This is a genomic window from Streptomyces sp. NBC_00775 (genome assembly GCF_036347135.1).
Classification (GTDB): domain Bacteria; phylum Actinomycetota; class Actinomycetes; order Streptomycetales; family Streptomycetaceae; genus Streptomyces; species Streptomyces lutosisoli.
Genome location: NZ_CP108938.1, coordinates 2,874,630 through 2,888,120, shown reverse-complemented (window position 1 = coordinate 2,888,120; position 13,491 = coordinate 2,874,630). Strand labels below are relative to the sequence as shown.

Sequence of the window (13,491 nt, the reverse complement as noted above, 5' to 3'; positions counted from 1 at the left end):
GCGTGAAGGATGCGGCTACGCGGTCCGAGGAGGGAGCCACCGATGATTCTGCTCCGTCGCCTGCTGGGTGACGTGCTGCGTCGGCAGCGCCAGCGCCAGGGCCGTACTCTGCGCGAAGTCTCCTCGTCCGCCCGAGTTTCACTCGGCTATCTCTCCGAGGTGGAGCGGGGGCAGAAGGAGGCATCCTCCGAGCTGCTTTCCGCGATCTGCGACGCGCTGGACGTACGGATGTCCGAGCTCATGCGGGAAGTGAGCGACGAGCTCGCCCTCGCGGAGCTGGCACAGTCGGCTGCGGCCACCGAACCGGTGCCCGCACCGGTGCGTCGCCCGATGCTCAATTCCGTATCGGTGACCGGTGTGCCACCGGAACGGGTCACGATCAAGGCGCCTACCGAGGCGGTCGACGTCGTCGCCGCCTGACGCTCACGAGTTCGCGCTCATGAGCTGAGAATGCTTGTGTGAAGCCCCGGCCGGGGTTTTTGCGTTGTATGGGTGTCCTCTATGGGTCCATTTGCCGGTATCCGGTGTGGCGGCCATGGTGGAGGGGTGTGGCGGGGGCCGGCCGGTGGACGGACGCCGGTCGTGCACCTTGATCATCGTGTTCGTTGCAGGCGCTGCAGGCGTTGCAGGCGTCGTGATCGATCGTCGTAGTCGTCGTAATCGGAGGATGCGGATGTACGTCGTGAAGAGCCCGTTGTCCGACGCGGACCTGAAGACCGTGGCCGAGGCGCTGCAGGGTGCCCTGGTCGACCTGCTGGACCTCTCCCTTGTGGCCAAGCAGGTTCACTGGAACGTGGTGGGACCGCGCTTCCGTTCCATCCATCTCCAGCTCGACGAGGTCGTGGACACCGCACGACTGCACTCCGACACCGTGGCGGAACGCGCCTCGACGCTGGGTGTCCCGCCGGACGGCCGGGCCGCGACCGTGGCCGTCAGCAGTGGCATCGGCGCGACGCCCGAGGGCTGGGTCAAGGACACCGACGCCGTGAAGACGCTCGTGGACGCGCTGGGCGCGGTGATCACGCGGATGCGCGAGCGGGTGGCGGCGACCGGGGACGCGGATCCGGTGAGCCAGGACATCTTCATCGGGATCACGGCCGACCTGGAGAAGCATCACTGGATGTTCCAGGCGGAGAACGGGTGACCGCCCGCCGGTGCTGCCCGAGGTGCGCCCGTGTGCCGTTGGTGCGCCCTGCCGGGGCGTGAGAGCGGCGGTCTAGCGTCGGGCTGGAGGTGGGCACCATGGCGGGGCGAATAGTGCGCTGGGGGGCTGCACTGGCGCTCGGTGCGGTGTGGTGGTGGAGCGTGCTGCGGCTCGCGCTGGTGCCCGATGCCGGAGTGCTGGAGGGGGCGGTCGCCGCCGGGGGATGGGGGCTGAGCCTGTTGCCGGTGCACTGCGTGCCGAAGGCCCGGGCGGTGGGTGCCGTGGGGTCGGATCGGTGGCGGGAGTCCTGGCAGGAAGCGTGGTTGCGGCGGCGGGGGACTGCTGGGGGGCGTGCGCGGGGCGTGCGGTAGGGAGTGGGGGCGCGCTTCAGGGGGTGGGGTGTGTGGCGAGGCCGGTGTGCGGGGGCGGAGCGCTGGAGGGTTGGGCGCTCCGGGAGGGGAAAGCGCCCCCTCGGGTGTGGCAGGCGGGCGCGTCCGTGTGCCGGGGGCGTGCGGGGGCTTGGGGCGTGCAGGGAGCGAAGTGGGGCGCGTGGGTGCGTGTGGGCGCCGGCGTGTGCCGGCGGGAGCGGTAGTGCGTGGGTGAAGCGGGCTACCAGGGCATCGCGACGCCGCCGTTGGGGCGGAGGATCTGGCCCGTGGTGAACGCCGAAGCGTCCGAGGCGAGGTGCAGTACGGCGTGGGCGATGTCCTCCGGTTCGCCGACCCGGCCCAACGGTGACAGTCGCGCCATGAACGCCTCTGTCTGCGCCTGCGCCTCCCCGTGGCGGTCGGTCATCGGGGTGCGGATCCAGCCGGGCGCGACCGCGTTGACGCGGATGCCGTGCGGGCCGATCTCGGTCGCCAGGGTCTTCGTCAGCTGCACGACGGCCGCCTTCGCCGCGCCGTAGCAGAGCAGGCCGGGTCCGCCGGTGTCTATCGCACCCGACGCCATGGTGATGATGCTGCCGCGGACGCTCTTCGCGATCATGAGGCGGGCGGCTTCCTGGCAGGCGTACAGCACACCCTTGAAGTTGATGCTCAGCACCCGGTCGAGGTCCTCGTCCCGGGTCTCCAGGACCGGGCTGCTGTGCATGATCCCGGCGACCGCCGCCATGACGTCGAGACGTTCGCAGGACGCGACGGCCTGCTGGAGCTGGGCACGGTCGCTGACGTCGAGCGGGTGGGTGTGGGCGGTACCGCCCTGACTCTTGATCAGGGTCGCCGTCTCGTGCAGGCCCTGCGCGTCGCGGTCCGCGCAGTGGACGGTGGCGCCCGCCTCCGCGAGCAGGACGGCGGAGGCGCGGCCGATGCCGCTGGCGGCGCCGGTGACGAATGCGGTGCGTCCGGTGAGGTCGTACGCCGTGAGGGGCATGAAAGGACGGTACGAGGGTTTCTGACGGATCGTCAATTAGTCGTACGTCGGGGACCCATACGGGGCTGGGCGGCGCCCGGCGATGGCGTGGGCCCCGTCTGGCACGTCGGACACCAGTAGGTGGGGCGCTCACGGGCACCGTCGCCCTGGTCCGCCGAACGGATAGGGGTGCGGCAGCGCAGACAGGGGCGGGGTGTCCGGCCGTACACGAAGAGGTTCTGGTCGCGGCGGCCCGTGGTGCTGCGGGCGGGCCGGTCGCGGTTGACCTCGAGGAGCCTCTTGGCGAGGGCGGGCAGCTGGGCGGCGCGGTCGGCCGGCACATCGCCGATGGGGAGCCAGGGAGTGACCCCCAGGAGGAAGCACAGCTCGCTCTTGTAGACGTTGCCGATGCCGGCGAGATTGCGCTGGTCCAGCAGGGCCTCGCCGAGCGGGCGGGCCGGGTCGTGCAGGAGGTTCTCCAGGGCCCTGTCCGGGTTCCAGCCCGGGCCCAGGAGGTCGGGACCGAGATGGCCGACCGCTCGTCCTTCGTCGGTGGTGCGGAGCAGCTCCAGTACGGGGAGGCGGTACCCGACGGCCGTGCGGTCCGCGGTGCCGAGGATGGCCCGGATCTGATGCGTGGGGCCGCCGCTCCAGCGCTGGCCGTTCGCGTACACCTTCCACGAGCCGTCCATCCGCAGATGCGAGTGCAGGGTCACTCCGCCCTCGATCCGGGCGAGGAGGTGCTTGCCGCGCGGGGTGACATCCAGGACCGTGCGACCGGTGAGGTCGGCTGTGGCGTACTTGGGCACCCTCAGGTCGGAGCGGGTCAGCACCTTGCCCGCGAGGGCGATGTGCAGCCGCCTCGCGGCCTGCCAGACGGTGTCTCCTTCGGGCATGGGTCCAGGGTGACATGGGTGGGAGGTGGCACGGATCGGGGCGTTTGTCGGGGGCGTCGAGGTGGGGTGTGCGGGGCGCGGGGTTGCAAGGTGCGCGGGGCTTCTTGGCGGGCGTCTGTACGGGACTCAGGCGCGGAGGCGCAGTCCGCGGGGGGTCGCGATGAAGCCTGCTCCTTCCAGGAGGGTGCCGATGGGGGAGGTCAGCGCGGAGGCGCCGTTGACGCGCTCCACCGTGACTGTGCCGAGCGAGCCCGCGCGGGCCGCTGCGGCGAGGGCCTCGGCGGCGGTGTGCAGCCGCGCGTCCTCCGTGACCGAGCTGTCCGGGGCGACGGGCCAGGCCAGCAGGGTCTTGCCGCCGCGCTCCATGTACAGGGTCAGTTCGCCGTCGACGAGCACCACCAAGGAGCCCGCCTTTCGGCCCGGCTTGTGCCCGGCGTCGGTCGGGGGCTCGGGCCAGGGAAGGGCCGCGCCGTAGGCGTTGGCGGGGTCGGCGGCGGCCAGGACAACGGCTGACGAGGTGGTGCGGGGGCGGGAGCGACTGTTCGAGAAGGCTGGGGTGTTGGGGTAGGCGGAGATGTGGGGGTGGGGGGAGGTGTGGGGGCGGGTGGAGCGGGCCGGGAAGGCCGAGTCGGCCGAGAAGCCGTGGTCGTCGGTGAAGCCGGGTTCTTCCGGGAAGCCGGAGGCGTCCGGGAACGCGGAACCGTCGGGGAAGCCGGAGTCGTCAGGCAAGGCGGAACCCTCCGGGACGCCGGAGGTGTTCGCCGGGTCGAGGTCGGGTGCGTAGCCGAAGGTGTCCTTGGGGGCTTGGCCGCCGGGGAAACCTGAGGTGTGCGCCGAGGCACGGTCGCCGGGGAAGCCGGCAGGGTTCGCGGGGCTTCGGTCGCCGGGGAATCCGTAGGCGCCCGGGAAACCGTCCGGGAGGTTCGGGTCGGACAGGGCTTCGCCCCGGTCCCGCGCGTTCGCCGCCGCGCGCAGCCGGTCCACCGCGCCGTCCATCGCGAACTGGGCCGCGCCGAGACCTTCGACCACATAGCCGCGGCGTGCCTGGCCGCTGTCCTCGAATGCGGACAGGATGCGGTACACCGCCGAGAAGCCGCCTTCGACGCCCTCCGCGGCGACGGCGCCCCGGGTCACCACGCCGTGCCGGTCGAGCAGGGTGCGGGCCAGGGCGTGGGCGCGCACCGTCGGGTCGGGCTCACGCTCGGGCAGCAGCGACCAGCGGCCCGCCACGGTCGGCGGGCCCGTACGGGACTGGGGGCGCGCGGCGCCGGTCAGGGAGCCGTAGCGTCCGCGCGGGACCGAGCGCTTGGCGCGGTGGGCCGTGGACCCGGCGGTGCGTCCCGAGCCCAGGAGGGAGCGCATCGGCGCGAGCGTGTCGTTAGTGAGCCGTCCGGACCAGGCCAGGTCCCAGACGGCGTCGGCCAGTTGGGGATCGGTGACGTCGGGATGCGTGGTGGCGCGCACCTGGTCGGCGATCTGGCGGAAGAAGAGGCCGTAGCCCCCGGAGAGGGCGTCCAGGATCGACTGGTGGAGCGCGGTCGGCTCCAAGGGGTGCGGGGCCGGCAGGAGCAGCGGCGCCGCGTCCGCCAGATACAGCGAGACCCAGCCGTCCTTGCCCGGCAGCGACCCTGCCCCCGCCCAGACCACCTCTCCGGCGGCCGTGAGCTCGTCGAGCATCGCGGGGGCGTACCCGGCGACCCGGGAGGGCAGGACGAGTTTCTCCAGCGCGGACGCGGGTACGGACGCGCCCTGCAACTGCTCGATGGCGCGCACCAGTCCGTCGATTCCGCGCAGCCCGTGCCCGCTGCCCACGTGCTGCCACTGCGGCAGGAACTGCGCGAGCGCGGCGGGTGGCACCGGCTCCAGCTCGTGGCGCAGGGCCGCGAGCGAACGGCGCCGCAGCCTGCGGAGCACCGTCGCGTCGCACCACTCCTGACCGATACCCGCCGGATGGAACTCCCCTTGTACGACACGGCCGCTCGCTGCGAGTCGCTGCAGTGCCCCGTCCGTGACGGCCGGGCCGAGACCGAAGCGGGCGGCGGCCGTCGTCGAGGTGAACGGGCCGTGGGTGCGTGCGTACCGGGCGAGGAGGTCGCCGAGCGGGTCCTTGACCGGCTCGGTGAAGGCCTCCGGGACGCCGACGGGCAGCGCCGTACCGAGTGCGTCGCGCAGTCGGCCGGCGTCCTCGATCGCCGCCCAGTGGTCGGCCCCGGCGATGCGGACCCGGATGGCACGGCGGGCGCCGGCCAGCTCCTGGGCCCACTGCGGCTCGGCACCCCGCTCGACGAGCTCGGCGTCGGTGAGCGGACCCAGCAGACGCAGCAGGTCGGCCACACTTTCGGCGTCCTTGGCGCGACGGTCCTCCGTGAGCCACTGGAGCTCCCGCTCCAGCTCAGCCAGGACATCGGCGTCGAGGAGCTCGCGCAGCTCGGCCTGCCCCAGGAGTTCGGCCAGCAGCCGTGAGTCCAGCGACAGGGCGGCGGCGCGCCGCTCGGCGAGAGGTGAGTCACCCTCGTACAGAAACTGGGCGACGTATCCGAAGAGGAGGGAGCGGGCGAAGGGGGAAGGCTCGGGCGTGGTGACTTCGACGAGCCGCACCTTGCGGGACTCGATGTCGCCCATCAGCTCCGTGAGTCCGGGGACGTCGAAGACATCCTGGAGGCATTCACGGACCGCCTCCAGGACGATCGGGAACGAGCCGAACTCGCTGGCCACCTGAAGGAGTTGGGCGGCACGCTGGCGCTGCTGCCACAGTGGGGTGCGCTTGCCGGGGTTACGGCGCGGCAGCAGCAGCGCGCGGGCGGCGCACTCGCGGAAGCGTGACGCGAAGAGCGCGGAGCTGCCGACCTGGTCGGTGACGATCTGGTTGACCTCGCCCTTGTCGAAGGCGACGTCCGCCGCGCCGACCGGCGCCTGTTCCGCGTCGTACTCCGTACCCGCCTTCACAGGTGCCTGGTCGAGCAGGTCGAGGCCCATGATGTCGGCGTCGGGCAGCCGCAGCACGATGCCGTCGTCGGCGTGCATCACCTGGGCGTCCATGCCGTACCGCTCGGAGAGCTTGGCGCCGAGAGCGAGGGCCCAGGGGGCGTGGACCTGGGCGCCGAAGGGGGAGTGCACGACGACTCGCCAGTCGCCCAGCTCGTCGCGGAAGCGCTCGACGACGATGGTCCGGTCGTCCGGGATGTGCCCGCATGCCTCGCGCTGTTCGGCGAGGTACGAGAGCACGTTGTCGGCTGCCCAGGCGTCCAGGCCCGCGGCGAGGAGCCGGAGCCGGGCGTCGTCCTTGGGGAGTGAGCCGACCTCGCGGAGGAACGCGCCGACCGCGCGGCCCAGTTCGAGCGGGCGGCCGAGCTGGTCGCCCTTCCAGAAGGGCAGTCTGCCCGGGACACCGGGTGCGGGGGAGACCAGAACGCGGTCGCGGGTGATGTCCTCGATGCGCCAGGAGCTGGTGCCGAGCGTGAAGACGTCGCCCACACGGGATTCGTAGACCATCTCCTCGTCGAGCTCGCCGACCCGGCCGCCGCCCTTCTTGGGGTCGGCTCCCGCGAGGAAGACCCCGAAGAGCCCGCGGTCGGGGATGGTGCCACCTGAGGTGACGGCGAGGCGCTGCGCGCCGGGGCGCCCGGTGACCGTACCGGCGACGCGGTCCCACACCACGCGGGGCCTGAGCTCCGCGAAGGCGTCGGACGGATAGCGGCCCGCGAGCATGTCGAGCACGGCGGTGAACGCCGACTCCGGGAGCGAGGCGAAAGGGGCCGCCCGGCGGACCGTGGCGAGCAGGTCGTCGACCTGCCAGGTGTCGAGTGCGGTCATGGCGACGAGCTGCTGGGCCAGCACGTCCAGGGGATTGGCGGGGACCCGGAGGGACTCGATGGAGCCCGTGCGCATCCGCTCGGTGACCACCGCGGCCTGGACGAGGTCGCCGCGGTACTTGGGGAAGACGACGCCGGTGGAGACCGCGCCCACCTGGTGTCCCGCCCGCCCCACGCGCTGGAGCCCGGAGGCCACGGACGGCGGCGACTCGACCTGGATGACGAGGTCCACGGCTCCCATGTCGATTCCCAGTTCGAGGCTGGAGGTGGCGACCACCGCGGGCAGGCGGCCCGCCTTCAGGTCCTCCTCGACCAGCGCCCGCTGCTCCTTGGAGACGGAGCCGTGGTGGGCGCGGGCGATGACGGGCGGAGCTCCCTGCGCCGCGCCCGAGCCGCCCATCAGCTGGGCCGGGGCGTGAGCCTCCTCAAGGGGCTCGCCGGTCGCCCTCTCGTACGCGATCTCGTTGAGCCGGTTGCAGAGGCGCTCCGCCAGACGGCGGGAGTTGGCGAACACGATGGTGGAGCGGTGGGACTGGACGAGATCGGTGATCCGCTCCTCGACATGCGGCCAGATGGACGGCTTCTCGGCGCCCTCCTTGCCATCGGCGACCGGGGAGCCGCCCAACTCGCCCAGGTCCTCCACCGGGACGACCACGGAGAGGTCGAACTCCTTGCCGGACGGCGGCTGGACGATCTCCACCTTGCGCCGGGGCGAGAGATAACGCGCGACCTCGTCCACCGGACGGACCGTCGCGGAGAGGCCGATGCGGCGGGCGGGCTTGGGCAGCAGCTCGTCGAGGCGCTCCAGGGTGAGCGCGAGATGGGCGCCGCGCTTGGTGCCCGCGACCGCGTGCACCTCGTCCAGGATCACCGTCTCGATGCCCGTCAACGCGTCGCGCGTGGCCGACGTCAGCATCAGGAACAGTGACTCGGGGGTCGTGATCAGAATGTCCGGCGGGCGTGTGGCCAGCGCGCGGCGCTCTGCGGGCGGGGTGTCGCCGGAGCGGATGCCGACCTTCACCTCGGGTTCGGGCTGCCCGAGCCGCACGGCTTCCTGTCGGATGCCGGTCAGTGGGCTGCGCAGATTCCGCTCCACGTCGACCGCGAGGGCCTTGAGCGGTGATACGTACAGCACCCGGCAGCGCTTCTTGGGGTCCGCCGGCGGTGGGGTCGAGGCCAGCTGGTCGAGCGCGGCGAGGAACGCGGCCAGGGTCTTGCCGGAGCCGGTCGGGGCGACCACGAGCACGTCCGAGCCTTCGCCGATGGCCGCCCATGCCCCGGCCTGGGCCGCGGTGGGCGCGGAGAAGGCCCCCGTGAACCAGCCGCGGGTCGCGGGGGAGAAGCCGTCGAGGGCTCGGTGTGCGGAGCTGACCATGCGTCCATCCTGCACCCGGCCACTGACAATCCCGTCTGACCTGCGGGAACGCGGTCGCAGGAGGAGTCGAGGCGCCTGCGGCGGGTGGTGGGTCGGGGCCGGTTCGAGGGTATCCGTCCTCGGTCTGGCGCGGAATCGGTTTGGTGGTGGAGGTGCTGGTGTTGACGCGCCAGCCGCTGCGGGCGGACACCCCCGGACCGGCCCCTTCCGCCGGTGGGCGGCTGTCGGCTGGTGGGGGAGGGGTGCATGCAGCGGCTGGCGGCTGGCGGCTGGCGGCTGGTGGGGGTGCAGTGGCAGCTGTCCGGTGCGGCGTCATCGGGCGGCTGTCGTTGTGGTGGTCGCGGAGAATGGCAGTGTGGCGGATTCGGGACGGGAGCGGGCGCGGCACTGGCAGTACGCGGAACTGCCCGGTGTCGATCTGCTGCGTGCCAGCTATGTCGAAAAGATCTTCGTGCGGCATACCCACGAGAACTTCGTCATCGCTGCCATCACCGACGGTGTCGAGGTCTTCCACCACGGCGGTGGCGACCAGTACGCGGGTCCGGGCGCCCTCGCGCTGGTCAACCCCGACACCCCGCACACGGGCCGGGCGGGCGTCCCCGAGGGCTGGCGGTACGGGGCGGTGTACCCGTCGCCGGAGCTGGTGGCCGAGATCGCCGCGGAGACCACCACCATCCGCGGCACTCCCGGATTCACCAGTCCGGTGCTCGACGACCCGTACGCGGCGGGCCTGGTGCACCAGGTGCTGCGGGCCGCCGAGGAGGGCAACGCGCTCGCCGCCGACACTCTGCTGCGCGTCGCCGTGACCCGGCTGCTGCGCCTGAACGGAGGCGCGCTGCCGCAGCGGGCCGTGCACACCGCGGGCGCCCGCGTCGCCGCACGCGCGCGTGCCGTGCTGGAGGAGCGGATGGTCGAGCCCCCTTCCCTGGAGCGGCTCGCCGCCGACCTCGGCACGAGCCCGTTCGCGCTGCTGCGCGCGTTCCGGGACACCTACGGCATGCCGCCCCACACCTGGCTGACCGACGCCCGCGTACGCCGGGCCCGCCGCCTCCTGGACGCCGGTTCCGCGCCCGCCGAGGCGGCCGTCGCCGTCGGCTTCACCGACCAGCCGCATCTCAATCGGCACTTCACCCGGATCGTGGGCGTGCCCCCGGGCGCCTACCAGCGCGAGCGCAAGAACGTACAAGACGGTGACGGTCGACTGCTCCTACCGTCCAGGGCGTGGCAGAACAGACAGCTCTCGCAGACATACGCAGTGAAGAAGGCGGAAAACCCGACGCCGCCGTCGTCCGGGACGCCCTAGGGGTCGGGGTTGCCGTCGGACTGTCCGGGTTCGCCTTCGGGGTGACCTCGGCCGGCAGCGGGCTCACGCTGCTGCAGACCTGCGCGCTCAGCCTCCTGGTGTTCACCGGCGCCTCGCAGTTCGCGCTCGTGGGCGCGCTCGCGGCCGGGGGCAACCCGCTCACGGCGGCCGCGGGCGCCTTCTTTCTCGGGGTGCGCAACGCCTTCTACGGACTGCGCCTGTCGCAACTGCTCGCCCTCCCGCGCGCGGTGCGACCGTTCGCCGCGCAGTGGGTCATCGACGAGACCACCGCGGTCGCGCTCGCCCAGCCCACCCGCCGCAGCGTCCGCATCGGTTTCACCGTCACCGGGCTCTCCCTCTACGTGCTGTGGAACCTCACCACCCTGCTCGGCGCCGTCGGGGCCGAAGCCATCGGCGACACCGACGCGTGGGGGCTGGATGCCGCAGGACCCGCCGTCTTCCTGGCGCTGCTCGCGCCGATGCTGAAGACCACCACGGAGCGCACGGTCGCGGGTATCGCGGTCATTCTGGGGCTCGGTCTGCTGCCCGTGCTGCCCGCCGGAGTTCCCGTACTGGTGGCCGCGCTGGCCGCTCCCGCCGTCCTCTACGTAGAGGGGCGCCGCAGTGCGAAGACCGCCAACGACGTGCCAAGGGAAGATCGTTGAACATCTGGATCGCCATCGGCGCGACCGCCGTCGGCTGCTACGCCGTCAAACTCATCGGGCTGCTGATCCCCGCCGGCGTACTGGAACGTCCCCTCGTCCGGCGCCTCGCCGCCCTGCTGCCCGTCGCCCTCCTCGCCGCTCTCACGGCCCAGCAGACCTTCGCCGACGGGCGCGTCCTGGTCGTGGACGCGAAGGCCGCGGGACTCGCCGCGGCGGCCGTCGCGCTGATCCTGCGCGCCCCCTTCCTGCTCGTGGTCGCCGCGGCGGTGGTGGTGACGGCGGGGGTGCGGGCGATGACGGGCTGACGTCCGGGCGTACAACGCTGTCGGCCTTCACGCGTGCGTGTGGGCCGACGGCCCCTCCAAGGCGTCGAAGGCACCAGGGCCGGCCGGGAGTCCCTCCGGAGCGACGCGCTCGGTACGTCACAGGCCGCCTGGGTACTGTGACGCGTCACAAGCCGCCCGCCCGCAGGAGCCCGCCGTGCCCCTCTCCGCAGCCGCCAGGGCGCTCGCGCTGCGCTGCGAGCCCAGGGTCAACGAACTGGCCCGGCGGATGTCCCGCGAGTCCTTCGAGGCGCTCCCCGGCTACGCGGAGCTCCCGGACGATCTGAAGGACCTGGAGATCGCGGCGACGGCCCGGCACGGCATCCGGCTGTTCCTGCGCCGCGCGGGCGACCCGGATCTCGCGCGCGCCGACCTGCGTCTGTTCCGCGAGCGGGCCGCTCAGCGCGCCGAGGAGGGGATGCCGCTGCACCTGCTGCTGCGCACGCACTCCCTGGGCGCATACGTGCTGTGGCGGGCGCTGCGCGAGACGGCCCGGCCCGGGGAGGAGGCCGCCCTCGTAGAACTGGTCGACCTTCTCCTGGAGTCGCACCACAGGGTGGTGGGCGCGGTCGCCGAGACGTACGTCGACGAGCGCACCGCTCTGGAGGCCGACGCCCGCGCCCAGCGCCGCTCGCTGGTCCGCGGGCTACTGGACGGCGTACTCAAGCCCGGACACATACTCCTGGACGAGCTGCGGCTGGAAGGGCCCGCCCTGGTGCTCGCCCTCGACCTCGGAGTGTCGGCCGAGGGTCCCGTGGGCGAACGGCGGCGGCAGCGCAGGGCGCAGACCGTCCTGGACCACGCCTTCGGTACGGAGGTGGCGGCGCTCCTGGACACCGGCCTGGGCCGTGCCGTCGTCCCCAAGGAGTGCGAGCCGCCGGACGACCTCGCCCAGCGGCTGAGCAAGGCCCTGGGGACACCGGTCAGGGTCGCGCACGTGCCGGCCGCGGGGCCCGAGGACATCCCGGAGGCGGCTCGCACCGCGATGGAGATCCTGCGCGTCACGCGCGCGTGCGGACTGCCGCCCGGACTGCACCGCCTGGAGGACGTCCTTCTGGAGTTCCATCTCTCCCGGCCCGACCCCAGCAGCCACAAGATCGCCGCCCTGCTCGACCCGGTCGCCGACCGCCCCGAGCTCCTGGAGACCCTGCGCACCCACCTCGCGCATCAGCAGGACCGCCGGGCCACCGCCGCCGCGCTGGGACTGCACCCGAACACCGTCGACAACCGGCTCGCCAAGATCGGGGAACAGTCCGGCATCGACCTCTCGTCGCCCCGAGGGGCGGCCCTGGCGATCGCGGCACTGCTCCTCAGGGACACCCAGGACACGCCGTCCTACGGCCCCTACGCGCGCCCCTGACGTCAACCGATGGACCGTCCGTACGCCCGCAGCGTGCGCAACGCCTCGATCGTCACCATGGGGCGGCACTCCAGGGCGGTGCTCGGCGCCCACTGACGCCAGCGGATCGGCCAGCCTCCGTCCTTCTCCTGCTCGTCCGCCAGGTGGTCGAGCGAGCGCGTCATCTCCTCGTCGGTGAACCAGGCGCGCGCGAGAGACTCGGGAGTCTTCGCGTAGTCGTGCGGGAAGTGGCGCTCGCCCGGCGCGTACCCGGGGGCGACCGGAAACGACTCAAGGTGTTCCGGGTCCAGCGCCGCGAGCCGGTGCTCGCGCACCAGGCGGCCCAGACGGTCGGCGGCCGCCTCCGCGCGCGGGCGGTCGGGCGCGGAGTCCAGGAAGACGACGGCGGCCTCGATCTCGTACGGATGGGACTTCTCCAGCGAATCGACAGCCTGCCAGCAGAAGTCGGTGGCACGGAACAGCCAGGCGTGCCACACCTCGTTGCGGTGCAACAGGCCCACCACGGGCCCGGTGGCCAGGAGTTCGCTCGGCGGGTCGTCGACGATCGGGACGAAAGGAGCCGTCGGATAGCCGCGCTGGCTGGGATGGATCGCCGGCAGCGCGCCGTCCCCCGTCGACACGGAGGTCAGATAGCGGCACACGCGCTCCACGCGCTGTCCACCGCAGCGCCCGATCGAGTCCAGCACACGCAGCGCGTGCCCGGTGTGCAGCGGCTGGCTGACCGGGCCGCGCAGATCGGGTTCGAGCGCGTGACCGTACCCTTCGTCCTCGTTGCGGTAGGCGGCCAGCGCGGTCTCCACCGCGTCGGCGCCGCCGCCGAGGAAGTGGTACGCGAAGCGGCGCTGCTCCAGTACGCGTGCGGTGAGCCAGATGAAGTGCTCGGCGCGTGCGAGTGGGGAGTGCGCCGGGGGCGTCGGGGGGAGTGGGGATGCTCCTGTTTCGGCCATGCGTCAGACCGTAGGACGGAAAGCGGTCTCGGCAAGCGGTCCCGGCTCGGGCCCACTCTCAGGGGCGGGATACTGGAGTCATGCGGTTGACGGTCTTCTGGCAGCGGATGGCGGATCACTTCGGTGCGGGGTACGCCGATACTTTCGCGCGCGATCATGTGATGACGGAACTCGGCGGGCGCACCGTCCACGAGGCGCTGAACGCCGGCTGGGAGGCCAAGGACGTGTGGCGCGTGGTGTGCGCGACCATGAACGTTCCGTACGAAAGCCGCTGACGGACCGGGAAGATCCGGGGGCGGGGGCCGATTGTCGGCGG

At 72.5% G+C, this 13,491-nt stretch carries 12 protein-coding genes; 8 read left to right on the top strand and 4 right to left on the bottom strand.

The features are described 5' to 3' along the window. Window positions 1-42 precede the first annotated feature (42 nt). The 3 genes from OIC96_RS12855 to OIC96_RS12845 all read left to right on the top strand — a co-directional run bounded on the left by OIC96_RS12855 (window position 43) and on the right by OIC96_RS12845 (window position 1,515). The gene (locus OIC96_RS12855; RefSeq protein WP_028802355.1) at window positions 43-420 is read left to right on the top strand and encodes a helix-turn-helix domain-containing protein; all 378 of its coding nucleotides are present in this window, start codon (window positions 43-45) and stop codon (window positions 418-420) included. Window positions 421-673: 253 nt separating this feature from the next. Further along, window positions 674-1,144, top strand: a complete 471-nt coding sequence (locus tag OIC96_RS12850) for a Dps family protein (protein WP_330307696.1) — start codon at window positions 674-676, stop codon at window positions 1,142-1,144. A gap of 98 nt (window positions 1,145-1,242) precedes the next feature. Beyond that, the gene (locus OIC96_RS12845; RefSeq protein ID WP_330307697.1) at window positions 1,243-1,515 is read left to right on the top strand and encodes a hypothetical protein; all 273 of its coding nucleotides are present in this window, start codon (window positions 1,243-1,245) and stop codon (window positions 1,513-1,515) included. 238 nt (window positions 1,516-1,753) lie between these two features. Here OIC96_RS12845 and OIC96_RS12840 read toward each other — a convergent pair whose 3' ends face one another. The 3 genes from OIC96_RS12840 to OIC96_RS12830 form a co-directional block, all read right to left on the bottom strand. Next, window positions 1,754-2,515: an SDR family NAD(P)-dependent oxidoreductase gene (locus OIC96_RS12840; RefSeq protein ID WP_330307698.1), complete on the bottom strand. Its 762-nt coding sequence runs from the start codon at window positions 2,513-2,515 to the stop codon at window positions 1,754-1,756. A 32-nt stretch (window positions 2,516-2,547) separates the two neighbouring features. Then, window positions 2,548-3,390, bottom strand: coding sequence for an Fpg/Nei family DNA glycosylase (locus OIC96_RS12835; protein ID WP_330307699.1), 843 nt, complete (start codon window positions 3,388-3,390; stop codon window positions 2,548-2,550). A 126-nt stretch (window positions 3,391-3,516) separates the two neighbouring features. Further along, on the bottom strand, window positions 3,517-8,577 hold the full coding sequence (locus OIC96_RS12830; protein WP_330307700.1) for an ATP-dependent helicase: 5,061 nt from the start codon (window positions 8,575-8,577) through the stop codon (window positions 3,517-3,519). Between the two features lie 355 nt (window positions 8,578-8,932). Between OIC96_RS12830 and OIC96_RS12825 the strand changes: the two genes are divergently transcribed. From OIC96_RS12825 to OIC96_RS12810, 4 genes are all read left to right on the top strand, one after another. Continuing rightward, window positions 8,933-9,880, top strand: coding sequence for an AraC family transcriptional regulator (locus tag OIC96_RS12825; RefSeq protein WP_330307701.1), 948 nt, complete (start codon window positions 8,933-8,935; stop codon window positions 9,878-9,880). Continuing rightward, window positions 9,799-10,545, top strand: a complete 747-nt coding sequence (locus OIC96_RS12820; RefSeq protein WP_330307702.1) for an AzlC family ABC transporter permease — start codon at window positions 9,799-9,801, stop codon at window positions 10,543-10,545. The genes OIC96_RS12825 and OIC96_RS12820 overlap by 82 nt, the downstream gene beginning before the upstream one ends. After that, entirely contained in the window at window positions 10,542-10,850 is a 309-nt protein-coding gene (locus tag OIC96_RS12815; protein WP_330307703.1) for an AzlD domain-containing protein, read from the top strand. The genes OIC96_RS12820 and OIC96_RS12815 overlap by 4 nt, the downstream gene beginning before the upstream one ends. 175 nt (window positions 10,851-11,025) lie before the next feature. Further along, window positions 11,026-12,228: a PucR family transcriptional regulator gene (locus OIC96_RS12810; protein ID WP_330307704.1), complete on the top strand. Its 1,203-nt coding sequence runs from the start codon at window positions 11,026-11,028 to the stop codon at window positions 12,226-12,228. Window positions 12,229-12,230: 2 nt separating this feature from the next. Here the strand turns inward: OIC96_RS12810 and OIC96_RS12805 are convergent, their stop codons facing one another. Next, on the bottom strand, window positions 12,231-13,175 hold the full coding sequence (locus OIC96_RS12805) for a hypothetical protein (RefSeq protein WP_330307705.1): 945 nt from the start codon (window positions 13,173-13,175) through the stop codon (window positions 12,231-12,233). Between the two features lie 80 nt (window positions 13,176-13,255). Between OIC96_RS12805 and OIC96_RS12800 the strand changes: the two genes are divergently transcribed. Next, entirely contained in the window at window positions 13,256-13,450 is a 195-nt protein-coding gene (locus tag OIC96_RS12800) for a DUF3046 domain-containing protein (protein WP_327432173.1), read from the top strand. The last annotated feature ends 41 nt before the right edge of the window (window positions 13,451-13,491 follow it).